This window comes from Bradyrhizobium sp. MI1.3, from assembly GCF_055811695.1.
Map to the genome: position 1 here is coordinate 36,201 of NZ_JBVVPQ010000006.1, position 22,605 is coordinate 58,805.

Sequence of the window (22,605 nt, forward strand, 5' to 3'; positions counted from 1 at the left end):
GCACCTTACGCCTATGGCTCGGGCGAGCGCGCTCGGCAGATCAGGTGGTCCAGCGAGACCCGGCCCGGCCCGTAGGCCATGATGCCAAGCGCCATCGACGCCCAGGTGATGTGGATGGGCCAGCCGTCCGGCACGGTCAGCTCGACGATGACGGTCATGAACAGCAGTCCGAGCGCCGCAAACCGCGTGCCGAAGCCTAGCAGGAGGAGGATCGGAAACATGATCTCTCCGCATCCGGAGAGGAACGCCATCACCGTCGGCGCCGGATAGTGAAAGGGCCCGCCCGGCAGATGCAGCATGAACTCGTCGCTGAACAACGTCACCGCGGTGTCGTTGAGCCTGAGGAAGCCTGCCCATTTGAGCATGCCGGAACGCCAGAACGGCACCGCCAGCGCGACGCGGAGCACGAGCTGAACGAGCGACGGCGACGCGATGGTCTGCACGAGATGATTGGCCTTGTCGACGAGGAGCCCGAGCGCGGGCAGGCCGCCGCCCGCCTGCATGCGTTGATCCGTGATCATCAGACGTCTCCGAAAGTGATTGAGGTGAAGGCGCCCGCCTGGATCAGGCCGGTGACGTTCGAAGCGAGGTCGAACTCGGCCGCCGCGTCCAGTGCGCGTGCAGCGGCCTCGCCGAGCGGCCGACCAGACATCAGGCTGCTCGCGAATGCGGCACCGCCGGGCGGAAGATGCCGGACCTCGACATCGAATTCGGCGCGCGTGACCAACGCGTCCTCCGGTGTCGCAGCGTCGATGCGCCCGACCGGCGACGTATCGCGGTTGGCGGAAAATATCGTCACCGCCGCGAATTGCGACCGCACGATTCCCGCCGCCGGGTGCGATATGAGAACGAGATCGCCGAGCCGCTCCGGTGCAACCGCGGCAAGCTGCGCCGGCGACAGCGGTGCTGCGTCGGCGGCGTGATAGGCATCGAGCCAGGCCCGCTCGATGCGTGCGACATCTGCGAGCCATGGCATCATCTGCGCATGTTCATATTGCGCGATGAAGACGGGGAAGTCGCGGCCGTAGTCGAACAGCAGCGGTGAGATCGGCGGCGTCTGGCGAACATGGAAGCGCGCCATGGCACGGAAGAAGTCGGTGCCGGTGATGCGCTGCACCGCCGGATAGATCGCGGCGAGCGCGTCGATCAGGCTGACCGTGACATTGTTGCGGTAGACATCGTAGCGCTTGCCGGGGGCCTTGCCGTTCGGACCGGCCACGATCTCAGGCGCAGGGCGCACCGGGTCGAGCAGCGCCGGTGCAAAGGCTGCGGCAAAGCAAAGGTCAGGCTCAGGCGGCATGACGATCTCCCGTCAGCCCGACCGGGCGGTAACGATCGAGGATCGCCTGCGCAGCGGCGGCTTCCGCTTGCAGGACCGGCCAATCCGGGATCTTGCTGTCCCACTCGATCAGCGTCGGCACCGGAGCGCGGCGCTGGATGACGATCTCGTACAGCTTCCACACGGCGTCCGCGACCGGGCCGTCATGGCTGTCGATCAGCAGCAGGTCGCCTTCGTCGTCGGCCTGCTCGGCATGGCCGGCGAGATGAATCTCTCCGACGCGGGACAGCGGAAAATCCGCGAGGTAGTCGAGCGCGGAGAATCCGTGATTTGTCGCGGACACGAAGACATTATTGATATCGAGCAGCAGCCCGCAGCCGGTGCGTTCGGCAACAGTGCGGATGAAATCGGTCTCGCTCATGGACGATTCGCGGAAGGCGACATAAGTCGACGGGTTTTCCAGCAGCAGGGGACGGCGGATCGCGTCCTGCACCTGGTTGATGTGATCGCAGATTTTTCGGAGCGTCGCCGCGGTATAGGGCAGTGGCAACAGGTCGTTGAAGAAGCTGGTCTCATGCGTCGACCAGGCGAGATGCTCGGATACCAGCGCGGGCTGGTAACGCGCCACCAATCCGCGAAAGCGGGCCAGATGCGCCTTGTCGAGCGGCTGTGGTCCGCCGATCGACATGCACACGCCATGCAGCGAGACGGGATGGTCGCGGCGGATCGCTTCCAGCGCGCGATGCGGCGGTCCGCCGGCGCCCATATAGTTCTCGGCGTGGACCTCGAAGAAGCCGCGCTGCGGTTTCGTGCTCAGGATCGCCTGAAGGTGTTCGGGCTTGAAGCTCGTCCCGGCGACGCCGCCGAGGGACGCGGAATAGCGGAGGGGCACCGCAGACATGTCAGGCGCGATTGCCGTCGTCATGGTTTCTCTCCGCTCTTCCCTGTTGTGGTGGTCGCGACGCAGCGCGTCAGACGGGCTTGAGCGAGCCCTTCTTGCCGCCCGGCAGCTCGATGCTGGTGCAGGTGCCGCCCTGGACGAATTTCCAGGCATTGCCCTGGAAGTCGGCGGTCGAGGTGCCCTGGCAGGTCGTGCCTGGTCCGGCCGCGCAATCGTTCTGGCCCTTGAGGGCGACGCCGAAGCATTTTTCCTTCTTGGCGGCGACGGCCGCGTCGCCCTCGGCCTTGGTCAGCGGAGCAGCAGTGGCCAGAGTCGCCAGTGCGGTCGACATAGCGCCGGCGAGAACGAGCGTGGTCACGGCAAGTTTGGCAGACATTGAAGTTTCTCCTGTTCGAGATGGCATCGCCTGGCAGGCGAAGAGCGCCTTGTTCGGTTCGCCTCGCACCCGGCTCGCGTTACCAATCAAGTAGGTCACGAGTTCGTGAGGCGGTTAGATGGGCGCACGGGCTGTGCGCTTGGATCGGATTAGCGGGTGACTGGCCGGTCAATCCAATGCCTAGTCTCTATCGAGACCTTAGCCGGAGAGCATTGGCGGCGGGGCGCGATGGCTGCCACAGGTAACGAATGCATACGCGCTGCGTAGAGCGGTACAGGAGGTGGCCAGTCGCCGCTTTGCCGGAGAACGGAAACAGCGATGAATGTTGATCCCGGACGGCACCTGCGCGCGATCGCGAAGCTGACGGTCAGCATTCGGCTCGCCGTCTCGGCGCTGGTCCTGACCGCGATCCTTTTGACCGCGGCTCTCTCCAGCCTGTTGTGGTGGCGCACGGCGGAGACGGCGAGCCGGCAGCTCGCATCGACCATCAACGAGCAGATCGTGGCCGCCGTCCGCAAGGAGGTGGCCGCGATCGTCGACGAGGCGCGTGCCGCCCACACCGCGATCCGCACCCTGTTCCTGCAGAACGTGCTCGACACCCGCGAGGCCGACAAGCGCGAATTCGTGTTCCTGTCGCAACTGCAATCGCAGGCGACGATCTCCTGGGTCGCCTTTGGCTGGCCCGACGGGACCTTCTTCGCCGCGCACAAGCTCGGCGACCGCCGCCTGGAGATGATGGAGATCTCGCTGACCGATCATGCCGGCCAGCGTCGCATCGACGAATACGACGTGGTGCCCGGCGACATCGAATTCGCCAATCGCCGTTTCGAGCCGACCGATTTTCGGGTCGCCGATCGCACCTGGTTCAAGACCGGGCTGGCGGCCGGGGAGCCGGAGTGGTTCAAGGTCATGGACCATCCGACCGGCGAGCGGCCGTCGATTGCCTTTGCCGGACCTATCGACGTGTACCAGGAGCGGCAAGGCGTGCTCGCGGTCATCATCGAATACACCAGGCTCGCACGCTTCCTGTCGCAGCTCGAGGTCGGGCGCACCGGAACGGCTTTCATCATCGACGGCAGTGGTGAGCTGATCGCGGCGCCCGACAAGGATGCCGACGAGCTGCACGTTGCGAAGGGCGATACGACGCTGCTACCGCTGGCGCGGATGGCGCTCGTGAAGGCGGGCGAGGATGGTCGCAAGGAAGCCTGGCGAAGCCGGCTGACATCGGGTGGCGCGGCTTACGAAGTGGCGCTCACGCCGCTGCCGTTTCCCGGCTGGTCGTTGGCGACCGTGATCCCCGAGGCCGAGTTCCTCGGTCCGGTCGAGACGACGCTGCGCCGCCTGATCCTCGGCCTTGCCATCGGCGCCGTGCTCGCAGCGCTGGCCTCGGCGATGCTGGCGCGTTCCGTCATCGCCGCGCCGCTGTCGCGTGTCGTCGGCGAGCTCCGTCATGTCGAAGCCTTCGCGCTGGAGCAGGTCCGCCGCCATCCGTCGCGGCTGAAGGAGATCGCGAGCCTGTCGGGCGCGATCGCCGAGATGGCGGCCGGCCTGTCCGCGTTTCGCAAGTTCATCCCGGCCGATCTGGTCCGCTCGCTGTTGCGCCAGGGCGTCGAGGCAAGACCCGGTGGCAGCATGCAGGAGCTCAGCGTGATGTTCGTCGACATCGCCGGCTTCACCGGGCTGTCCGAGCGGCTCGGCGATCGCGTGGTGCCGTTGCTGTCGCGCTATCTCGACCTCGCCTCCGAGGCCGTTGTCGCGAATGGCGGCACCATCGACAAGTTCATCGGCGACGCCGTCATGGCGTTCTGGGGCGCGCCGCAGCCGCAGGCCGACCACGCGCTGCGCTGCTGCCGCGCGGCGCTCGGCTGTTGCAGGGCAATCTCGGCGTCGGGCCTTGCCGACGATCTCGGCCAGCCGCTCCAGATCCGGATCGGGATCAACTCCGGCCGCATGCTGGTCGGCAATATCGGCTCGGAACTGCGCTTGAACTACACCGTGATCGGGGATGCCGTGAACGTCGCAAGCCGCCTCGAGGGCGCCAACAAATCCTACGGCACGCAAATCCTCATTGGCGAAGCGACCGAACGTCTCGCACGCGGCGCCATCGTCACGCGCGAGATCGACAGCATCGCCGTGTATGGACGCGAGGAGGGGTTTGCGGTCTACGAGTTGGTCGGACTCGTCGGAGAGGACGGCGGCGAGACGCAAGATTGGATCGTCCGCTATGAACAGGGCCTCGCCAACTACCGCGCGCGCCGGTTTGCCGCCGCGCTCGCCGATTTCGAAGCCGTGCTGAACATGCGCGGCCCGGATCGTCCGGCTGAACTGATGCGCGACCGCTGTCGGCAGTTGGTTGAGAGCGCGCCTGATGTTGCGTGGCGCCCAGTCGCGGCACTGACGACGAAGTAGTCGCGAAAGATTGGCGCGCTGACGGAAGTGAGCTGGCGACGATCCTGTCTGCATGATACGCAACTGACACCCGCGCTCTTGCGCTCCCGGACCACCTCGAGACATGAAAACCACCCTGCTGAAACCCGAAGACTATACCCGCTCGCCCTGGAAGAACGGCGGCGGCATCTTCACCGATATCGCGGATGCCCATCGCGCCGATTCCAGCGTGAGGGATTGGGACAGCCTGCTGTGGCGCTTTGCTTCCACGCCGATCGTGGCGGCCGGGCCATTCTCCCATATGCCCGGCATCGACCGTTTGCAGATGGTGGTCGGCGGCCGCGGGTTGGTGCTGAAGTCGCCCACGCAGGAATTCGACGAGCGCGAGCCGTTCACCACGGTGCGTTTCACCGGCGAGCTCGAGATCGTCACCGAGCTCCAGGAAGGGCCAGTCGAAGTCGTGAATTTGATGGGCCGGCGCGGTGCGGTCGCGCTTGAGCTCGAAGCGCTCAGGGCGCCCGGTGACCGGCGATTGCCCGCCGGCACGCATCTCATCTACGCGGCGCATGGCGACTGCGACATCCGTCTCGACGGCACGGATTTTGCGATTTCGCACGAAAACACCTTGAAGGTCGAACTGACCGGAGCATCGGCGCTTGCGCTCGTCTCGGGGCTGGCCGTGCTGGGGTCTATCCAGGTCGTCGGCTGAACGGCGTTCCCGCCGATCAGAGCGATGCGTACAATCCATGCAACTGGCTAGGTTGACGCCGTCGCGCCGGAGCACGATATCTGCCTTGATGCAGACCGCCGCCCAAAACACGATGTGGACGGCCAGGATATGAACGGGCAGATATGACCGCGCCAGAGAAGAAATCCGCCACGCTGTCCGACGGCGTCGTCGATTGGCTGATCAACGGCACGCGCGACCAGCGCTTCATCGACAATATCTTTGCCGAGATGTGCATCCGGCTTCAGCAGGCCGGCATTCCGCTGGCGCGGTCGACGCTTCACGTGCTGATCCACCATCCGCAATGGCTGGGCGCCCGCTTCATGTGGTCCGACGGCATGCGCGAGGCGGAGATTGCACGGGTCGACCATGACGTCCGCGAGCGGTCCGAGTTCATCGGCAGTCCCGCCAACGAAATGTTCGACGGCGCGACCGAGTTGCGCGAAAATCTCGAGCAGGAGCCAGCGCTCGGCCGCAAGCACGCGCTCTACCGCGAGATGCGCGCGCAGGGCCTCACCGACTATGTGGCCTGGCCGCTCTATCATACGCTCGGCAAGCGCCATCTCGTCACCTTTGCGACCAACCGGCCCGGCGGGTTCGACGACGCGCACGTCGCCGCCCTCAAGAACCTATTGCCGGTGCTGGCGCTGGTCAGCGAGATTCGCATCAAGAACCGGCTGGCGCGAACGCTGCTCGAGACTTATGTCGGCTCCCACGCCGGCGAGCTCATCCTGGCCGGCGCCACGCGGCGCGGCACCGGCACGACGGTGCGCGCCGCGATCATGATCTGCGATCTGCGCGACTTCACCAAGATTTCCGACAACTGGCCGCGCGACGACGTCATCGACCTGCTCAACGATTATTTCGACGCGATGTCGGAGCCGATCGCGCGGCATGGCGGCGAGATCCTGAAATTCATCGGTGACGGCCTGCTCGCCATCTTTCCGCTGAGCGAGCCCGAGGCCTGCGCAAACCTGCTGCATGCCGTGACCGAAGCCCGGCAGGCCATGATCGCGTTGAACGCCCGCAACAACGGCACCGGCCGCGCGCCGCTGAACTACGGCATCGGCGTCCATGTCGGGGACGTCATGTACGGCAATATCGGATCGTCCACCCGGCTCGACTTCACCGTGATCGGTCCTGCCGTCAACATGGCCTCGCGACTCGAAGCTTTGACCAAGCAATTGGGAAAGAAAGTGCTGCTGTCACGCGATTTCGCCGAGCTGGTCGAGCGAGAGTTCGAGCTGGAGCATGTCGGCAAATATGAGGTGCGCGGCTTCAGCGATCCGATCGAGCTTTTTGCGTTTTGAAGATGACGGCGGCCCCCGGCCCAGCAGCGGGCGAGCTTCGAGTCCTGTTGCCAACCCGGGATTGTGTGACTACGCTCGGTGCGACGCCGCCCAAGCGTTTCGTCCAAGCGTGTCATCGATCGGCCGCACGTTCATGCCAAAATTCCTCCGCATTGGAATCCATCAGTCGAATGTATCGGGCTACACGTCGAAGGCGTGGTGTGTCCGGCGCGTTGGCACCGCGATCCTCCTGAAATGGGGCGCCGTGGAAGTCCAGGGCGCCGGTGACGGACGAAAGGTCTACTGGACGCGTCTGCCGCAGCAGAAGACAATTCGCTGCGGCAGCGCGCAGCGGGCCCAGGATTACGCCAAGGCCGCGATCGCGCGACGCCGCAACCATCGTTATGAACCGCTGGCCGGCGCGATCGTGCTCCGGCGCCGACCGGCCGCAGGCAGCACCGAACTCAAGCGGGCGCTCGCCACGATCCTGATCGTCGATATCGTCGGCTCCACGGCAAAAGCCGCAAAGCTCGGCGATGTCCGCTGGACCAAGATCATGGGCCATTATTACGCGGCGGTCCGCAAGGAGCTGAAGAGCTCGCGCGGCAAGGAAGTCACGACGACGGGCGACGGCGTGCTGGCGACGTTCAAGACGCCGGCTGCCGGAATCAATTGCGCGACCGCGATTCAGAAGGCCGTGCGTACGCTCGGCCTCGAGATCAGGGTCGGCCTGCATGCCGGAGAATACACCGTGAGCGGCACTGAGGCGGTCGGCCTCGCCTTCCACATCGGCACCCGCGTCGCCGCAAAGGCGCGCGCCGGCGAGGTGCTGGTGTCGAGCGCGGTGAAGGAGCTGCTGGCGCCGCAGTCCGGGATCCGCCTCAGGGAACACGGCGTGCACCAGCTCAAGGGCGTGCCGGAGCGCTGGCGGCTGTGGCGGGTGGAGGGCTGAGGCGATTGGGGGGGCCGCATAGACGCGATCATCTCATCTGGACGACGACCTTGCCCTTGGACCGTCCCTTTTCCAGATATGCCAGCGCCTCTTTCGCCTGTGCGAACGGAAAGACCTTGTCGATCACCGGCCGGATACGCTCGGACTTGAGCAGCTCGCCGATCTCGGCGAGCTGGCTGCCGTCCGGGTGCACGAACACGAACGAGTACTCAGCACCGATTTTGCCGGCTTGGCGAATGATCTTGCGGCTCAGCCATCCGAACAGGAACACCATGACGAAGTTCATCCCGCGGGCGCGCGCGAACGCGGCGTCCGGCGGCCCGACCAGCGAAGCAATCCTGCTCCCCCGCTTCAGGATCCGAAGCGATGTCTCGACTGCGTCGCCCCTGAGTGTACCCAGCACCGCGTCGTAGTCCCGCAGCACCGCTTCGAATTGCTGCGTCTTGTAGTCGACCACCTCGTCAGCCCCGAGGCTGCGCACCAGATCGATATTTCCAGTGCTGGTCGTCGTCCCCACTTTCGCTCCGAGATATTTCGCGAGCTGGATCGCAAACGTGCCGATCCCGCCGGCGCCCGCGGGAATGAACACCTTCTGGCCGGGCTTGAGACGTATGGGCTCCCTAAGCGCCTGCCACGATGTCAGGCCGACCATCGGGATCGAGGCCGCCTGCACGAAGTCCAGATTCGCAGGTTTGAGCGCGGCGGCATCCTCCGGCACGATCGCGAATTCGGCGAGAGCGCCGGTGCCGAGATCGAAGATGCTGGCAAAGACGGCATCGCCGGGCTTGAAGCGGGTCACGCGGCTTCCGACCTCGACGACGACGCCCGCAAGATCGCTGCCCAGCGTGGCCGGCAGCTGAAACTTGAGGATCGGCTTGAACGTCCCTTTCGGAATCATGTTGTCGATCGGGTTCAAGCCCGCGGCGTGAACCTGGACTAGGATTTCGTTCGGCTTCGGCGTCGGCCGCGGGATCTCGGCCAACGCGATCTGGTCCGGCTTGCCGTAGCGCTTGAAGATGAGGGCTTTCATTTTTTCTCTCGGTCCGGAGGTTCTTCGCAACGGCAAGCTTGCGGCCCTCAGAAAGCCCGCGCGGTGCGGGCGGGCTGCGGCGCCGCAGTCGCATCGAGCCGCAAATCTTTTCGAAGCCCGGCATCCACCAGGGCTGCAGGCGCAAACCGCCGCAGAAACCGCAGGCGCTTCGCAAGGCTGCCGGCCGCGTATTTGAGTTGCGGGCGCGCCGCGCTTGCCGCCTTCAGCACGGTCTCGGCCACCACGCCGGGCTGCTCGGCCGTCGCCATCACCTCGTTCACCCGCTTGGTCACGCCGGCGCGCGCCTCGCGATATTCCTCGAGCGTGGCGTCGGGCTCCATGAAGTTCGCGTCGAACGGCGTCTTGGTGTAGGCGGGCTCGACCACGGAGACCCGGATGCCCCGCGTGCGCAGTTCATGGTCGAGCGATTCCGAATAGCCTGCCACCGCGTGCTTGGTCGCGGCGTAGAGCGCGCCATAAGGCATCGGCAGAAAGCCGAGCACCGAGCCGATATTGATGATGCGGCCATTACCCTGGCGGCGCATGTGCGGCACGACGGCGCGCGTCATCCGGATCAGGCCGAAGAAGTTCGTCTCGAAAATCGCGCGCGCCTGCTCCATCGAGCTCTCTTCCGCGCCGGCGGGGGCAACGCCGAAGCCGGCGTTGTTCACCAGCAGGTCGATGCGGCCCTCGCGCCGGATCAACTCGCCGACGGCGGCTTCCACCGACGCATCGCTGGTGACGTCGAGGGCCAGCATCTCGAAGGCCTGCTTGCCAGACTGTGCGCCCCGCCTGCTGGTGCCGAACACCTTATAGCCGGCGTTCGCGAGCCGCTCCGCCGTGGCCTGGCCGATGCCTGAGGAGGCGCCGGTCACCAGCGCGATCTTCGGTGTAATCCTGTTCATAATGCCTCTCCGACGCCACTACCGGGCCTGAAATCGTTTGATTACGATCGTAACTATTGATATACATGACGATCGTAATTATAAAAGTCAAGCCCCGTATCCGAGGATCGGTCCCATGCGCGTCTCAAAGGAACAGGCCGCCAAAAATCGCGAGCATATTCTCGAGACCGCCTCGCGCCTGCTGCGGGAGCGCGGCATCGCCGGCGTCGGTGTCGACGCGCTCGCCGAGGCGGCCGGGATGACGCACGGCAGCCTGTACAGCCAGTTCGGCTCCAAGGAGCGGCTGGTCGAGGAAGCCGTGGCCCATGCGATCAAGGCCAAAGGCCAGGAATTGCCCGAGGCCTTCGCGCTCGAGGACTATCTTTCGGAATATCTCTCGCCGGGGCATCGCGACGATCCCGCCGCCGGCTGCCCCTTTGCTGCGCTCGCCTGTGAGGTGTCACGTCAAGGCGGCGGCCTGAGGCAGCGCTTCACCGCCGGCGTGCGCGGCACGATCGCCCTGCTGAGCAGCCGGATGGCTTCCACGCTGAAGCCACGCCAGCGCGAGGACAAGGCGCTCGCCGCAGCCGCATCCATGGTCGGCGCCCTCGTGCTCGCCCGCGCCGTGGACGATCCCAAGCTGTCGGACGATATTCTTCGCGCGACGAGGAATTCGCTGGGAGGGTGAGACCGCGTCTCGGCGGGACGCCGAAAGTCCGGAACAAAATTCCGGTGTCGACGTTCGATGTCGCGGACAGCCAAAACCAATGGCTGCCGATCTTCGACATCGACATACTTTCGAACGCGCATGGATGATGACAGCGATCTGGTGCTCGGCATGTTGGCCCTGGCCGTCGCTGCCCTCCTATTGGTGGCGGGCGAGCTCTATCTCGTGACGCGACCGGAGCCGCCGCAAACTCACGCACCGGCCCCACCGGTCGTAACATCGTCGGCCGAAACCATTTTTTGTCATGTCGATTTTGGAGCGTAAGCAGACAAACTCGAAGAGGTGGGCAATGGGAAGCACTGCAACTGTTCCGATGCTGTCGCCTGAGGGCGGATTGACACATTACCTGGCGGAAATTCGCAAGTTTCCGATGCTGCGGCCCGACCAGGAAATCGCCTATGCCAAGCGATGGCGCGAGCACGGCGACCGTGAGGCAGCCTATCATCTCGTCACAAGCCATCTGCGGCTCGTTGCCAGGATTGCGATGGGATATCGCGGCTACGGCCTGCCGGTTGCGGACATCATTTCCGAAGGAAACGTCGGCCTGATGCACGCCGTCAAGCGCTTCGAGCCGGAGCGCGGCTTTCGGCTTGCGACCTACGCGATGTGGTGGATCAAGGCGTCGATCCAGGAATACATCCTGCGGTCCTGGTCGCTGGTCAAGATCGCCAACAGCGGGGCGCAGAAGAAGCTGTTCTTCAAGCTTCGCCGGACCAAGGCGGAAATCTCCGCCCTGGAGGATGGTGATCTCCGCCCCGAGCACGCCAGCCAGATCGCGCGGCGGCTCGGCGTGCAGGAGAACGACGTGATCGAGATGAACCGCCGCCTCGGCGGCGACCTGTCGCTCAATGCTTTGGTGCGCGACGCCGACGGCGGCGAAATCCAGGACCGGCTCGTCGATCCCGCGTCCAGTCCTGAAGCCGAATACGCCGAGCAGGAAGAAACCAGACGGAGGCGTGAAGCCCTCGCCGGCGCGCTGAACGTCCTCAAGCCGCGCGAGCGCGACATCCTCGAGGCGCGCTGGCTCTCCGAGCCGCCGCTGAGACTTGAGCAGCTCGCGGCACGGTATGGCGTTTCACGCGAGCGGGTGCGGCAGATCGAAATGCGCGCGTTCGAAAAGGTTCGGGCTGCCATCGGGGGGCGCTTGGCAGCCGGCTCTTGAAACCAAATCGCCGTCTCCTAATTCTTTTGGCAGCCCCGACCGAAACATCGAGCACAAGCAGATGCCTGACGAGTTGATCGTCCGGGTTTTGCAGCGCGTGCGTGGCCCTCGCCGCGCGCTGAGCTGCGCCAATCGACAACCAAGACAGGAGATAAGGAGAAACGACAATGGCACTACGTGATCTCATTCCGTGGAACAACGGCTCACGCAACATGGCCGCTCAGCGCGGCGAAGCCGGCAATCCGCTGCTTGCGCTTCACCGCGAGATGAACCGGCTGTTCGACGACGCTTTCCGCAGCTTTGATCTCGGCCCGTTCGGTTCCTCGACCGCAATGGGCTGGCCGAACGTCGAACTCGACGAGAGCGACAAGGAGGTCAAGGTTGTCGCCGAGCTTCCCGGTCTCGAACAGAAGGACGTCAACGTCGAGCTTGCAAACGGGGTGCTGACGATCAGCGGCGAGAAGAAGAGCGAAACGGAAGACAAGGAGCGTCTCTTCAGCGAGCGTTACTATGGCCGTTTCGAGCGGCGCATTCCGGTCGATGACGTCGACCAGGACAAGGTCGCGGCTTCCTTCAACAACGGCGTTCTTACCGTCACCCTGCCGAAGTCACCGGCGGCACAAGAGAAGGTGAAGCGGATCGTGATCAACGGCAAGTAAAGCATGAAGCGGGCGGGAGTCGTCTCTCTCGCCCGCGTCCTGCCGGCGGCCGCATTCGCGTCCGTCGGCTCGCTGCAAAATTTTCCGGAACGCCCGGAAACTTCAATTCCGGTCTGGCGTTTTGCGGTCGGTTTCCAAGTTCTGGGAGTCGCACATGAAGAAACTTGCTTTAGTCCTGACGATGATCTCGGCCCTGTTCGTGGCGGCGGCTTCGCCGGCGGAAGCCCATGCTTGGCGCGGCGGCTGGCACGGCCATTGGGGAGGCCCGGGTATCGGCTTCGGTCTTGTTGCCGGTGCGCTTGCGGCGGGGCTCGCGGCCGATGCCTATTATGGCCCGCGCTACTATGGCCCGCCCTACGGCTACTATGGACCGCGCGTCGTGCGGCGGGCCTACTATGTGCCTTACGCCTACGCTCCTCCGCCCTACTGGGATCCCTGGTGGTGACAAGACAAGGCCCGGACCATCATCCGGGCCTTCCTGCGTGAGCGCAATCGGTCAATCGTTCGTGGCGCGCCTATTTGCGGTTCGCTCCGGTGGAGCCGGAACCTGGCATGGCCTGCTGGCCTCCTTGCGTTTGCCTTGTGTCGTTATCGCCTGGCCGCGTCGTCGACGATTTGGCCGGTGCGTTCGCGCCGCCGCCATTGTTGTCCGATGACGTGTTGAGGCTGGAGGCTCCCGCTCCCGTCGTGCCGCCGGTGCTGGAGGAGTCGATGCTCGACCCGGTCCTGGACGCACCCGTGCCGCCTTGCGCGAATGCGGAAGGGGGAAATGCGAGAGCCGCAACGAGCCCTGCGAGAACCAGCTTTTTCATGTCCGCTCCTGTGCTTGACGTCGTCACATGTCGTGCCGAGGCAAAGATCTCGGCACGCACCGGTTCCTGGGGGGCAGCGCAAATCCGGCAACAGCGACGATTAAGTCATCCCGAACTCATCGCGCCCGGGGCGATCCGTTCCTGCGCTTGCGGCGTCAGCTCGTAGCGATCGTCGGCTTTCATCAGCCAGCCCGCCTCGATCATGCGTCGCGTCATGCCTGCGCTGCACAGCGGGTGGCTGCCGCCGGGATGAAACAGCGCGCCCTCGCGTTCGATCAGGTAGCCGTAGAGCCGCGCCTGTCGAAGCGGGTTTTGCATCCCTGGTGTGGGCGCCTCCATGGTCTCTCGCGCAGTCCTCCAAGACGGCCCTGAAATGACGGGCTGAGATGACGGGCCGATCCCCGTCAGGCGGCCCCGGCCTGTGGCCCGGGGGCGGGGCTTCGAGCCGAGACCGCCATTGCCGGACTCGCAAGGACCCGGCGCGGCCCAATACGCGACGGCCCCAGGTCGTTCCTACAAAGTCGTTCCTACAAACCTGATGTCCTGGTCCTTACGCCTTGCGCGCCGGTCTTGGTCATCTGCACCTCCCTGAAAAGACCGCAACGCGCCTTGCCGCAGGAAGTGCCAATCGAGGTTGGAGCGAGGCGGCTGATCGGGGCGAACATCAGGTTGGTGTTCGCGCCGGACTGAAGGTTTGCGCAATCTGACCGCCTCCACCTCGGCATCGGAGAGGCCGCCAGCCCAATATCACCGCACGCCCGTGCCCTTGCAGCGCTGGCACTTCACCACCTTGTCGCCCTTCTTGAGCAGGCCTTTGCCCTCGCAGTTCTTGCATTTCTGCTTCTTCTTGATGTTCGGGCCTTTTTCGCTGGTCATGGATGGCTCCTGCCGCGGGAGAGGGGACGGGCGCCTTGTATAGGATATTGAACCCGCGAAAGCGGCAGAAATCATCAAGAGTGCTGTGCGGTAATCCCGGCGTTCGATCAGGGACGGCCGCGAATACTCGCGCCGGAGGGGCCGCCGACCGTCTGGATCGGCTCACCGGCCGCACGGTCCAGCGGTGGGTGCGGCCTGGCGAGTCCGACCGTTCCGGGAGCTGCGTCGTTGCTGACCGCAGGCATGTTGACGCGCTCCATCGTGATCGCAGATGCAACCACGATGGCAACGGCGAGGGCGATCGCACTCAAAACCAGGGTCATCCGATTCTGGTCTTCCATCGTGAGACCTCCGCGAAACGGCTCGCGGGGATAATGCCGGATCGGCGATTTAGTTGCTCTCACCCGGTTCAGGCTGCGCCGCACACCACGCTTCGCCCCTCGTTCTCCGCGCGGCTGCGCCGCGCGAAGTCCGCAGGGCTCGGATGCTCGCCTTCAGGCCTCCAGCTCTCATTTCGCGCTCGCGAAAGCATCCGCTGCGTAGACGACCTTGCCGCCCACGACCGTCAGCAGAGACGCCGTGGCGCCAATTTGCTCGACGGGGACGGACATGAAATCCCGATCGAGAATCGCGAAGTCGGCGAGCTTGCCGGTCTCTAACGTGCCGCGCCGCGTCTCGTCGAAGCAGAACCACGCGCTTCCCACCGTGTAGAGGCGCAAGGCATCTTCGCGGCTGGGTGTTTCGTCCGGGCCGCGCGTCGACAGTCCGCCGACGGTCTTGCCGTCGAGCATCCATTGCAGCGCCACGAACGGATTGTAGGATGCGACCCGATGCGCATCCGTGCCGGCCCCGACATGGACCCCCATGCGTAACGCCGTCACGATGGGCGGCATGCTGCGCGCAGCTTCGCCGACCTGCGCCACGATACGGTCGCCTCCGAGATACATCGCGTCCTGCATGGTCCAGCCGACCCCAAGGGCTTTCATGCGCGTCAGTGTTTCAGGCGAGGTGTTGTCGAGATGGGCGATGGACCAGCGCAGGGGCGCGAGCGGCGTCTCCTTGTTGACCTCATCATAGAGGTCCAGGAGGTGATGGACGGATTTGTCTTCCTGCCAGTGGATGGTGACGGTCAGCCCTTGCTTGGCCGCCCAGCGAATGATCTCGCGGAACTTGTCCTTGGCGGCCGCGTCGGGCGCATTGTTGTTGTACATGGCGCCGGTGATCCGCTCGCCTAGTCCGTTGAACCGCAGCATGTCGTCGCCGAATCCCATCGGCAGGAACGGCGTGAGAGTCTTGTACTCATCGAATTCCGCGCCGACATTCTGGGCGAACAGGCTGAAGGCAACCCGAACCGAAAGTGCTTTTTCACGCCAGAGCTTTTGCAAGGCGGCGTAATGGCTGGGATAAATGCTGAAGCCGCCGGGATCCACGATCCCGGTCACGCCAAGACGATTGAGCTCCGTGAAGAACTGCCGGGTCCCGGCGACATTCTCTTCGAAATTCGGCCTGGGCAGCCGATCGAACAGCGCGGAGATACTGACGATGGAGCCGTCGAGCCAGCCCGTGGCGTCGCCCGATGCGGCCGTGATACCGGCCGGCAACTGATCCGCGGACATCCCGAGGGCTTGTTGCGCCTTTGGCGTCATCAGCACTGCCGAATAGAACAGCTGGATGTAAGCCGGATTGTCAGGAACGGCCGCCATTACCTCGGCGAGCGTTGGCCGCCGCTTCTCCGCAAATTGCAATTCGCTCCAGCCGCCGGCCACGATGATCCAGGACGCCGGCCGCGCTTGTGCCGCCTGGCGCAAGCGTTCCATGGCCTCGGGGATAGTCTTTGCGCCGATCCAGTTGACCTCGGTTGCGTAGGTGAGGCCGGCGCGCACCGCGTGAATATGGGAATCGATCAATCCCGGAATGATCGTGCGGCCACCCGCGTCGACACGGCGCGTCGCGGGCCCGATCATGCCTTCCATGGCATCGTTGCCGCCAATCGCGACGATCTTGCCGTCGCGGACGGCGAGAGCCTGCGCGATCGTCGAAGCAGGATCCAGCGTCACGAGCTTTGCGTTCGTGACAATGAGGTCGGCCTTTTGTGCGTGAGCCAAACTGGCCCAGCACGAGATCACCAAAATCGCCAGAAGCTTTCGCATCATCAGTCCCGACATGAGAGAGGCCGAAGCGGCGCCACGCGTCCGCCGCTGGATGCGCTCGCGGACATCGCGCATCGTAATGGGAGTGTTGTGATATTGACCATGTCCGGCTCCAACGAAATCCACCGGTAAATCCGGTCACGGCTCAGGCAATCGCTTTCATTGGTAGGCCTTCTTGGACACGTATCGAACCTTATGCATCGCCCAATCCAGAGGTTCGCGAATATCGAGCAAGTCAGACGCGGCAACGCCAGTGCATTTGGATGATTGGGGGTCCGGAGCAGCATACGCGGCGCTACGATTGCGATCCGCGATCGCTCTCGGATGAGAGACCCTGCTCTCTATCAACGCGGCCGCAATCGATGATTCATCAGGGGGCATGGCTGCATAGACGGGACATAAGCCTTTGAATTGCTGATCATTTATAAGTTCGTCGCTTGGGTGACGGGTTTGATCTTGCCCAGGGCCTGTGATTCTCCTGAGCGCCGTCAATACGTCCAACTGCCACGAAGCAACTCCCTTCGCGTCGAGCAACGGACCGTCTATTGTCGGTTTACTCAACGGATGCGGGCAACGTCGTGTACATTCAATCAGTGAGCATTTCCGGATTTCGCTCCTTTGGCTCGACGCCGCAGAAGATTGACCTGACCGATGGCCTGACGGCTATCGTCGGGCCCAACGCATCCGGAAAGACCGCGTTGCTGCAGGCGCTTTGCAAAATGTTTGGCGTCAGCCGTGCGCAGCGCACCATACATCGCTCCGACTTTCATCTGCCTGTTGGGGTCCCCCCTGATGATCGGACAGCCCGCAATCTGTCGATCGATGCGATCGTCGCTGTTCCTGAGCTTGCGGCTGGCAAGGCGACGCCAAAGACAATCGCGCCCGTCTTCAAGCATATGCAAATAGCAGGACCGAAAGCTCAGCCGCTTTGTCGGTTGAGGTTGGAAGCCCAATGGGTTGATGATCAGACGGCCGAAGGGGAAGTTACTCAGGACCTGTTCTGGATATCAACTCTGGACGAGAAAATAACGGACGAGCACAAGAGTGCAGTCTCAGCGACCGACCGCGGACTAATTCAGGTCTACTACACGCCAGCTTCGCGGGACGCTGAGGCACAAATAAAGAGTTCGACCGGCGCGCTAGCGGCGCGTCTCCTTCGGGCAATCGAGTGGTCCAAGGGGACTCGCAAATCTATCGAGGACGCCACCACGGACTTATCAAAGGCGTTCCGCGCAGAAACGGCGATCAAGGCCATTGGCGATGCCCTGTCCTCACGATGGAAAGACCTGCACGACGACGTAACTGATAAGCAGCCCACGCTCAATTTGGTAAGTCAACGCTTTGAGGAAATCGTCGCGAAGGTTCAGGTATTGTTTCAGCAAGGTCCCGCCGGCATCGAGCGCGGTCTTGATGTCTTAAGCGATGGACAGCAATCGCTGTTCTACTTCGCGCTCGCGGCTGCAGTGTTTGATCTTGAACGGAAAGCAGTGGGAGGAACTGTCAAGGGCTTCCGCGCTGAGGATTTACGAATTCCTGCCCTTACCGTGTTTGCCATCGAAGAACCGGAAAACCACCTCTCTCCATACTATCTTGCTCGCATCGTTCGACAGGTACGTTCGATAATAATGGGCGATGCTGCGCAAGCGCTTGTAACGAGCCACTCGCCCTCAGTTCTCAGCAGAGTTGAGCCAGAAGAGGTGCGTTATTGCCGATGCGACCATACCTCGCGCGAAACCACAGTAAGCAAAATTGAGCTTCCGAAGGACGACGAAGAGGCGATCAAGTTTATTCGGGGGGCGGTCGTCGCTTTTCCGGAACTCTACTTCGCGAGATTTGTCATTCTGGTCGAAGGGGATTCCGAGCGCATTGTTCTCCCGCGACTGGCGCAGGCTGCGGGTCTCCTGGTCGATCCGTCGTTCGTCGCGATCGTTCCGCTTGGCGGCCGTCATGTCCAACATTTTTGGCGTTTATTGCGCGGTCTATCGATACCCTTTGCGACCCTGGTCGACCTTGACCTGGGACGAAGCGGCGGAGGATGGGGCCGTGTCAAAACGGCGTTGAGTCAACTGATCGAATTCGGAGAAGATCGCAAGCAGTTGCTCGCGATTGAGGGAGGTAAAGAAGCCGACCTCGAAAATATGCATACTTGGACGTCCACCGAAGTGATGACCAGCTGGATCGAGTTTCTGAGGCAGTACAATGTCTTCTTTTCGGAGCCGCTCGATCTCGACATGGCCATGCTGAAGGCGTTTCCGAAGGCTTACGAAGCGATCATTCCCAAAGGAGGTGGCCCGTCCGGCAAAAAGGAGACCGCAACAACGGCGGTGTTGGGTGAAGGCGGGAAAATGGACGCCTATAAGGATAGGTATCCCGGTTACGAGGAATTGATGTCAGCCTATCGCTATCACTTTTCCACGCACAGCAAGCCAGCGACGCATCTTAGAGCATTTACACATCTAAATGACGCTGCTCTTAAGAAGGATGTGCCCGAGGCCTATCGCGACCTACTGAAAAATGTTGCTGATAATCTCAAGCGAGACTAGCAATGGCGCTCCTTCGCCGCCGCGTTGATCCTAAGGAGTGGCAGCCTGTCGGCATAGATGCGCTCGAACTGGCCGCATTGGACGTCGTACGTTCAACGGACAATCGGTCAGTAATTGCTGGGCCAGGTTCCGGGAAGACTGAGTTGCTCGCTCAGCGGGCTTGCTTTTTACTGCAGTGTGGCTACGCGCCGTCTCCTCAGCGCATACTCGCGATCAGTTTCAAGCGAGACGCTGCGTTCAATCTCGCAACACGTGTAAAAGCGCGAACCCACGTGGAACTGTCGCATCGATTTGACTCCTACACCTTCGATGCGTTCTCAAAGGGGCTTGTCGATCGCTTTGGACAGGCGCTGCCCAAAGCGTGGCGACCCACGCCGAACTACGAAATCGGCGACGCAACCTTCTCGATCGTTCAGAACGTGCTCGAGTCTCTGACGCCTCCAGCCGCGATAGGAACGAAACGGGACATCATGGCAATTGCGTTCAAGACTTTTGAGAAGGACCATCTTGTCGTGTCTCCGATTTCTGAGGTCACCCGCACAAATCCGTCGCCGGCGGAGTGGGCAGCTGCGGAGTTCTGGAAGTCTTGGCTTCACGGCGGACTACATAGCATTTTGACGTTTGCCATGATTGGGCGTCTTGCTGAACTCCTTGTTCGGACAAATCCGCTTGTCCGAGATGCGCTTCGTCTGACTTATTCCCATCTGTTCATGGATGAATTTCAGGACACGACGCAGGTCCAGTACGATCTTGCGAAAGCAATGTTCCGCGGATCGGATACGATCGTTACTGCGGTCGGCGATAACAAGCAGCAGATCATGCGTTGGGCAATGGCGATGGATGATGCATTCACGCCATTCGAGGCGGACTTCGTTGCCAAGCGTGTGTCACTTTTGAACAATTACAGGTCCTCGCCGGATTTGGTTCGCATACAGGAGATATTGGCAAAGGAAATCGACAGCAAGGCAAAGGCACCGATATCCAAGACCACCGGCACAATTGTCGGTGACAGCTGCCAGGTATGGGACATCGCCACTACCAAAACTGAAGCGTCGATTCTCGCGGATTTCATCGCGGCCGAGATGAAGGCATACAACCTGAAGCCTCGGGATTTTGCCGTACTCGTCCGGGTGAAGGCTGCGGACTATATGAAGACCCTTGAGCCTGTGTTTTGGCAGAACGGCCTCGCCCTCCGCAATGAAGCGGCAAAGGTGGGTAAGGTGGCGTTGCAGGAGCTTTTTACCGAGCTCTTGTCCGACATCCTGATTACCGTGCTCCGGCTCGTTACAATAGAGTGTGCGGGGCACTATTGGACAGATTGTCTGGACGCACTCTGCATGTTGTGGGGCTATGCATCCGATGATGAGGACCGGCGGGCAAGGGCATCCCGAGCCTTGGAGGAGTTTTCGAACGAGTTCGCCAAACTCTATCCTTCTCCGCCGGCCGATGCCGCTTCGGCCTCAGCTATTGTCGAGCACGTGATTGGGTTCGTCGGGAAGTCCTCTCTGCTCGCAGCGTCGCCAGCCTACCGGCAAGGTAATTGGTTTGAGCGTGTGAAAGAGGCCGCCATCAAGCATCTTGAGTTTTCGTCGAACGGCACGACGAAGTGGACTTCCGCGCTGGACGCCTATGAGGGATTGCACGCAGTCCCGCTTATGACGATTCACAAGAGCAAGGGACTTGAGTATCACACGGTCATCTTCGTCGGACTCGACGATGATGCCTGGTTCAATTTTCAGAAGCAGTCTCAGGAAGAGATGGCCGGATTTTTTGTGGCCTTTACGCGTGCGAAGCAACGTGTCGTTTTCACTTATTGTGCTGGTCGCGGTACGCGTACTCGAATTGCGCGCTTGTACAACCTGTTGAAAGCTGCCGGAGTCCAGACCCAGAAAAGATCGTGAGTTCTGCAAACTCAGCACGCAGGAGCGGCGAGGCCAGGTCCCCTTTGTCAAGGGTCGAAATCAATAGAGAGCTCGATCCTTGCGGTCATCGTAGTGCTTGCCTGAAAGCTGACTAAGCACCAGTCACTTTGTAGAGGCGCCAAAGCCGATCGAAAAACGACTCGATCCGACCGAACGCCTGGCCGCCAACGAGCTCGTTCGAGCCGAAACGGTAGATTTCGTAACCGGAAAGACGAAGATCACGGTCAGCAGAGACCATATCGGCATAGACGTTCAGGGAAGGCTTGCCGTCTTGGCTGAAATGCTGCGATCCGTCGACCTCGATCACAATGCGAACTCGATCGCGGAGCAAGAGCAGGAAATCCATGCGTTGTCGCACAAATCCCTTTCGGTGTCGTAACGCGCTGACGACTGCTGGATCATAGTGCAAGTAGACTTGGGGAATCAGCGCCGGCAGGGCTCCTCCGAGCTTTGGGTGATAAAGCTGGAAGTATGTTTTGAACATCTGGCGCTCGGCGTCTGATGCAAGCGATTGGTGCAGGCGTTGGCCGAGATCCTTGGCTGCATCGGCTGAATGGTCCTGCAGATCTCTCCACCATTCGACAAGTTCGCGCCACAAAAGTCCGTCCTGGCCGATCGGCTTGTCATAGACAAGGCAGCTCGACGCGTTGGATAGGATTGTAATATCATTGTTGATGGCGTCGCCGAGACCAATCTCGGGTTTGGGGCCATTCGAGGCGAAGATTAGGTTCTTTGGGGAGCCTGTGGGAGAGCGGGAAATAGTACCCAGACGATAGATCGGGTGACCGGACAGTTCGCTTTCAATTGCAAGTCGGTAGCCGTCGAGCCTCAAGACCTCGTTGATTGCGGTCACGAGTATCGGCAGTTCAGGACCCCGTCGTCCGAGGGGGTGCAGGGCAGCCTCGAGAAGCCGGCCAAAGCGATCAATTGAGCATGTCAGGGCTCCGATCTGCTCGAAAAGGGTTTCGACACTCCAGTCGCCCGGGAAGTTGACCATATGCTGCTGAATCTCTTCCTCAAGGATGCGCAACGAGAATGTCCCGAACGTCATCATCTCGATCGGAAATAGCTCCTTGACCAGCGCTACGACGTCGCGCTCGCCGCAGAGATCGTCGCCGAAGCATTTGGCGATGTCGCGCCGTGTAATTTCACTGATCGCGGGCGTGTTCCTTTCTAGGATCGCAAGCGCTTCCTCTTCCAATCCAAAGGCGCGGCTTTGACGACCAAGATCTCGCGCGATCTCGGCCAGCTCATATTCGGTCTTGCCAGCAAGCGCCTGTAAAGCGCGCTCTTTCTTGCTGCTGCCATCGGCTGCCGACGGCATAGTCAGGCCGAACTCTTCTCCAATCGCCGGGAGGGTCGCATGGGTGTAAGCATTGCTCAGTTTGTTGGCGATCATTTCCGAAATATGAATGCGTCTAGCCATCGAGCATTCTCATAGGCATCTACGGTCCACTTTTCGACTTCTTGCGTACCAATCCGCGTCTACTCGGCCGCTTGCATGGCTGCGCCAAGCGCAGCTCGCAGAGCAAAGGCTGGTGGGCCCGGCAGGACTCGAACCTGCAACCAGACCGTTATGAGCGGCCGGCTCTAACCATTGAGCTACAGGCCCCGCCGCGAGACGGCCGCGAAAGCGGCGGCCGGCAACGGTGCGCGGTTCGTTTACAGGGACGGAGGCGGGGGTGCAATGCTGGCTCGGGCGGATGCAAACGCCGGCGCTGCAGGGCCTGACCATTTACGAATAACCGAAATTGGCGATGATGCCCTTATAGTCCTGTTTTGCCCGACGGCGCAAGCCGCCTCCGCCCGGGACTCGGTTTTCGATTCCGTAACCCCTTGTGATCCCTACATCTTTCTACTGTGCATGGGGTTGTTTTCGCACATTTGTTGGGAGGGGTCTTCCGATCCCCTCCGATGTCGCGTTGGCG

The 22,605-nt window shown here is 62.2% G+C and carries 23 protein-coding genes and 1 tRNA gene; 11 read left to right on the forward strand and 13 right to left on the reverse strand.

The features are described from left to right. Positions 1-11: 11 nt before the first annotated feature. From AC0L3A_RS05695 to AC0L3A_RS05710, 4 genes are read right to left on the reverse strand one after another with little or no spacing between them, the layout of a single operon-like run. Positions 12-521: a DoxX family protein gene (locus AC0L3A_RS05695; protein WP_473253802.1), complete on the reverse strand. Its 510-nt coding sequence runs from the start codon at positions 519-521 to the stop codon at positions 12-14. Continuing rightward, positions 521-1,300 (reverse strand): HvfC/BufC N-terminal domain-containing protein, encoded by a 780-nt coding sequence (locus AC0L3A_RS05700; protein ID WP_473253803.1) that lies wholly within the window; start codon positions 1,298-1,300, stop codon positions 521-523. The genes AC0L3A_RS05695 and AC0L3A_RS05700 overlap by 1 nt, the downstream gene beginning before the upstream one ends. Further along, positions 1,290-2,204: an MNIO family bufferin maturase gene (gene bufB, locus AC0L3A_RS05705; protein ID WP_473253804.1), complete on the reverse strand. Its 915-nt coding sequence runs from the start codon at positions 2,202-2,204 to the stop codon at positions 1,290-1,292. The genes AC0L3A_RS05700 and bufB overlap by 11 nt, the downstream gene beginning before the upstream one ends. A 46-nt stretch (positions 2,205-2,250) precedes the next feature. Further along, positions 2,251-2,556: a BufA1 family periplasmic bufferin-type metallophore gene (locus AC0L3A_RS05710; RefSeq protein ID WP_007600627.1), complete on the reverse strand. Its 306-nt coding sequence runs from the start codon at positions 2,554-2,556 to the stop codon at positions 2,251-2,253. 318 nt (positions 2,557-2,874) lie between these two features. Here AC0L3A_RS05710 and AC0L3A_RS05715 point away from each other — a divergent pair, with 318 nt between their 5' ends. From AC0L3A_RS05715 to AC0L3A_RS05730, 4 genes are all read left to right on the forward strand, one after another. Continuing rightward, positions 2,875-4,965 carry an adenylate/guanylate cyclase domain-containing protein gene (locus AC0L3A_RS05715; RefSeq protein ID WP_473253805.1) on the forward strand — a complete coding sequence of 697 codons (2,091 nt, stop codon included), beginning with the start codon at positions 2,875-2,877 and terminating at the stop codon, positions 4,963-4,965. 103 nt (positions 4,966-5,068) lie between these two features. After that, on the forward strand, positions 5,069-5,653 hold the full coding sequence (locus AC0L3A_RS05720; RefSeq protein ID WP_354168887.1) for a HutD/Ves family protein: 585 nt from the start codon (positions 5,069-5,071) through the stop codon (positions 5,651-5,653). Positions 5,654-5,796: 143 nt separating this feature from the next. Then, positions 5,797-6,981 (forward strand): adenylate/guanylate cyclase domain-containing protein, encoded by a 1,185-nt coding sequence (locus AC0L3A_RS05725; protein ID WP_473253806.1) that lies wholly within the window; start codon positions 5,797-5,799, stop codon positions 6,979-6,981. 133 nt (positions 6,982-7,114) lie between these two features. Next, positions 7,115-7,912 carry an adenylate/guanylate cyclase domain-containing protein gene (locus AC0L3A_RS05730; protein WP_007600635.1) on the forward strand — a complete coding sequence of 266 codons (798 nt, stop codon included), beginning with the start codon at positions 7,115-7,117 and terminating at the stop codon, positions 7,910-7,912. Positions 7,913-7,940: 28 nt separating this feature from the next. Here AC0L3A_RS05730 and AC0L3A_RS05735 read toward each other — a convergent pair whose 3' ends face one another. Together AC0L3A_RS05735 and AC0L3A_RS05740 are read right to left on the reverse strand one after the other, a co-directional pair. Beyond that, a complete protein-coding gene (locus AC0L3A_RS05735; RefSeq protein ID WP_473253808.1) occupies positions 7,941-8,942 on the reverse strand; it encodes an NADP-dependent oxidoreductase in 1,002 nt (333 codons plus the stop codon). 47 nt (positions 8,943-8,989) lie between these two features. Continuing rightward, positions 8,990-9,847 carry an oxidoreductase gene (locus AC0L3A_RS05740; RefSeq protein ID WP_354128866.1) on the reverse strand — a complete coding sequence of 286 codons (858 nt, stop codon included), beginning with the start codon at positions 9,845-9,847 and terminating at the stop codon, positions 8,990-8,992. 115 nt (positions 9,848-9,962) lie between these two features. Here AC0L3A_RS05740 and AC0L3A_RS05745 point away from each other — a divergent pair, with 115 nt between their 5' ends. The 5 genes from AC0L3A_RS05745 to AC0L3A_RS05765 all read left to right on the forward strand — a co-directional run bounded on the left by AC0L3A_RS05745 (position 9,963) and on the right by AC0L3A_RS05765 (position 12,819). Further along, a complete protein-coding gene (locus tag AC0L3A_RS05745) occupies positions 9,963-10,514 on the forward strand; it encodes a TetR/AcrR family transcriptional regulator (RefSeq protein ID WP_219685313.1) in 552 nt (183 codons plus the stop codon). Between the two features lie 120 nt (positions 10,515-10,634). Further along, entirely contained in the window at positions 10,635-10,817 is a 183-nt protein-coding gene (locus AC0L3A_RS05750; protein WP_354201052.1) for a hypothetical protein, read from the forward strand. 25 nt (positions 10,818-10,842) lie between these two features. Then, on the forward strand, positions 10,843-11,715 hold the full coding sequence (gene rpoH / locus AC0L3A_RS05755; protein WP_473253809.1) for an RNA polymerase sigma factor RpoH: 873 nt from the start codon (positions 10,843-10,845) through the stop codon (positions 11,713-11,715). A 167-nt stretch (positions 11,716-11,882) separates the two neighbouring features. Then, positions 11,883-12,374 carry an Hsp20/alpha crystallin family protein gene (locus AC0L3A_RS05760; RefSeq protein WP_473253811.1) on the forward strand — a complete coding sequence of 164 codons (492 nt, stop codon included), beginning with the start codon at positions 11,883-11,885 and terminating at the stop codon, positions 12,372-12,374. A gap of 154 nt (positions 12,375-12,528) precedes the next feature. Beyond that, positions 12,529-12,819 (forward strand): hypothetical protein, encoded by a 291-nt coding sequence (locus AC0L3A_RS05765; RefSeq protein ID WP_007600642.1) that lies wholly within the window; start codon positions 12,529-12,531, stop codon positions 12,817-12,819. A 70-nt stretch (positions 12,820-12,889) separates the two neighbouring features. On the opposite strand, the gene AC0L3A_RS05770 is transcribed toward AC0L3A_RS05765, so the two are convergent. The 5 genes from AC0L3A_RS05770 to AC0L3A_RS05790 form a co-directional block, all read right to left on the reverse strand. Continuing rightward, positions 12,890-13,186 (reverse strand): hypothetical protein, encoded by a 297-nt coding sequence (locus tag AC0L3A_RS05770; RefSeq protein WP_007600643.1) that lies wholly within the window; start codon positions 13,184-13,186, stop codon positions 12,890-12,892. 105 nt (positions 13,187-13,291) lie between these two features. Beyond that, a complete protein-coding gene (locus AC0L3A_RS05775; RefSeq protein WP_007600644.1) occupies positions 13,292-13,525 on the reverse strand; it encodes a hypothetical protein in 234 nt (77 codons plus the stop codon). A 408-nt stretch (positions 13,526-13,933) separates the two neighbouring features. Then, on the reverse strand, positions 13,934-14,062 hold the full coding sequence (locus AC0L3A_RS05780; RefSeq protein ID WP_007600646.1) for a hypothetical protein: 129 nt from the start codon (positions 14,060-14,062) through the stop codon (positions 13,934-13,936). Positions 14,063-14,169: 107 nt separating this feature from the next. Then, a complete protein-coding gene (locus AC0L3A_RS05785) occupies positions 14,170-14,403 on the reverse strand; it encodes a hypothetical protein (RefSeq protein WP_219685308.1) in 234 nt (77 codons plus the stop codon). 168 nt (positions 14,404-14,571) lie between these two features. Next, complete coding sequence (locus AC0L3A_RS05790; RefSeq protein WP_473253813.1) at positions 14,572-16,338, reverse strand: amidohydrolase; 1,767 nt, start codon at positions 16,336-16,338, stop codon at positions 14,572-14,574. A gap of 452 nt (positions 16,339-16,790) precedes the next feature. Between AC0L3A_RS05790 and AC0L3A_RS05795 the strand changes: the two genes are divergently transcribed. Beyond that, entirely contained in the window at positions 16,791-18,755 is a 1,965-nt protein-coding gene (locus AC0L3A_RS05795; RefSeq protein WP_473253814.1) for an ATP-dependent nuclease, read from the forward strand. Positions 18,756-18,757: 2 nt separating this feature from the next. Continuing rightward, the gene (locus AC0L3A_RS05800) at positions 18,758-20,656 is read left to right on the forward strand and encodes an ATP-dependent helicase (protein ID WP_354128869.1); all 1,899 of its coding nucleotides are present in this window, start codon (positions 18,758-18,760) and stop codon (positions 20,654-20,656) included. Between the two features lie 112 nt (positions 20,657-20,768). Here the strand turns inward: AC0L3A_RS05800 and AC0L3A_RS05805 are convergent, their stop codons facing one another. Then, a complete protein-coding gene (locus AC0L3A_RS05805; RefSeq protein WP_473253815.1) occupies positions 20,769-22,103 on the reverse strand; it encodes an AbiJ-related protein in 1,335 nt (444 codons plus the stop codon). A gap of 110 nt (positions 22,104-22,213) precedes the next feature. After that, a tRNA-Ile gene (locus AC0L3A_RS05810) sits at positions 22,214-22,289 on the reverse strand. Positions 22,290-22,605: the final 316 nt, after the last annotated feature.

Coding starts and splice junctions, on each gene's coding strand:
- AC0L3A_RS05695 (WP_473253802.1), bottom strand. CDS start 521: ATGATCACGGATCAACGCATGCAGGCGGGCGGCGGCCTGCCCGCGCTC.
- AC0L3A_RS05730 (WP_007600635.1), top strand. CDS start 7,115: ATGCCAAAATTCCTCCGCATTGGAATCCATCAGTCGAATGTATCGGGC.
- AC0L3A_RS05765 (WP_007600642.1), top strand. CDS start 12,529: ATGAAGAAACTTGCTTTAGTCCTGACGATGATCTCGGCCCTGTTCGTG.
- AC0L3A_RS05750 (WP_354201052.1), top strand. CDS start 10,635: ATGGATGATGACAGCGATCTGGTGCTCGGCATGTTGGCCCTGGCCGTC.
- AC0L3A_RS05760 (WP_473253811.1), top strand. CDS start 11,883: ATGGCACTACGTGATCTCATTCCGTGGAACAACGGCTCACGCAACATG.
- AC0L3A_RS05770 (WP_007600643.1), bottom strand. CDS start 13,186: ATGAAAAAGCTGGTTCTCGCAGGGCTCGTTGCGGCTCTCGCATTTCCC.
- AC0L3A_RS05725 (WP_473253806.1), top strand. CDS start 5,797: ATGACCGCGCCAGAGAAGAAATCCGCCACGCTGTCCGACGGCGTCGTC.
- AC0L3A_RS05715 (WP_473253805.1), top strand. CDS start 2,875: ATGAATGTTGATCCCGGACGGCACCTGCGCGCGATCGCGAAGCTGACG.
- AC0L3A_RS05785 (WP_219685308.1), bottom strand. CDS start 14,403: ATGGAAGACCAGAATCGGATGACCCTGGTTTTGAGTGCGATCGCCCTC.
- AC0L3A_RS05735 (WP_473253808.1), bottom strand. CDS start 8,942: ATGAAAGCCCTCATCTTCAAGCGCTACGGCAAGCCGGACCAGATCGCG.
- AC0L3A_RS05710 (WP_007600627.1), bottom strand. CDS start 2,556: ATGTCTGCCAAACTTGCCGTGACCACGCTCGTTCTCGCCGGCGCTATG.
- AC0L3A_RS05775 (WP_007600644.1), bottom strand. CDS start 13,525: ATGGAGGCGCCCACACCAGGGATGCAAAACCCGCTTCGACAGGCGCGG.
- AC0L3A_RS05700 (WP_473253803.1), bottom strand. CDS start 1,300: ATGCCGCCTGAGCCTGACCTTTGCTTTGCCGCAGCCTTTGCACCGGCG.
- AC0L3A_RS05740 (WP_354128866.1), bottom strand. CDS start 9,847: ATGAACAGGATTACACCGAAGATCGCGCTGGTGACCGGCGCCTCCTCA.
- AC0L3A_RS05805 (WP_473253815.1), bottom strand. CDS start 22,103: ATGGCTAGACGCATTCATATTTCGGAAATGATCGCCAACAAACTGAGC.
- rpoH (WP_473253809.1), top strand. CDS start 10,843: ATGGGAAGCACTGCAACTGTTCCGATGCTGTCGCCTGAGGGCGGATTG.
- AC0L3A_RS05800 (WP_354128869.1), top strand. CDS start 18,758: ATGGCGCTCCTTCGCCGCCGCGTTGATCCTAAGGAGTGGCAGCCTGTC.
- AC0L3A_RS05745 (WP_219685313.1), top strand. CDS start 9,963: ATGCGCGTCTCAAAGGAACAGGCCGCCAAAAATCGCGAGCATATTCTC.
- AC0L3A_RS05720 (WP_354168887.1), top strand. CDS start 5,069: ATGAAAACCACCCTGCTGAAACCCGAAGACTATACCCGCTCGCCCTGG.
- bufB (WP_473253804.1), bottom strand. CDS start 2,204: ATGACGACGGCAATCGCGCCTGACATGTCTGCGGTGCCCCTCCGCTAT.
- AC0L3A_RS05780 (WP_007600646.1), bottom strand. CDS start 14,062: ATGACCAGCGAAAAAGGCCCGAACATCAAGAAGAAGCAGAAATGCAAG.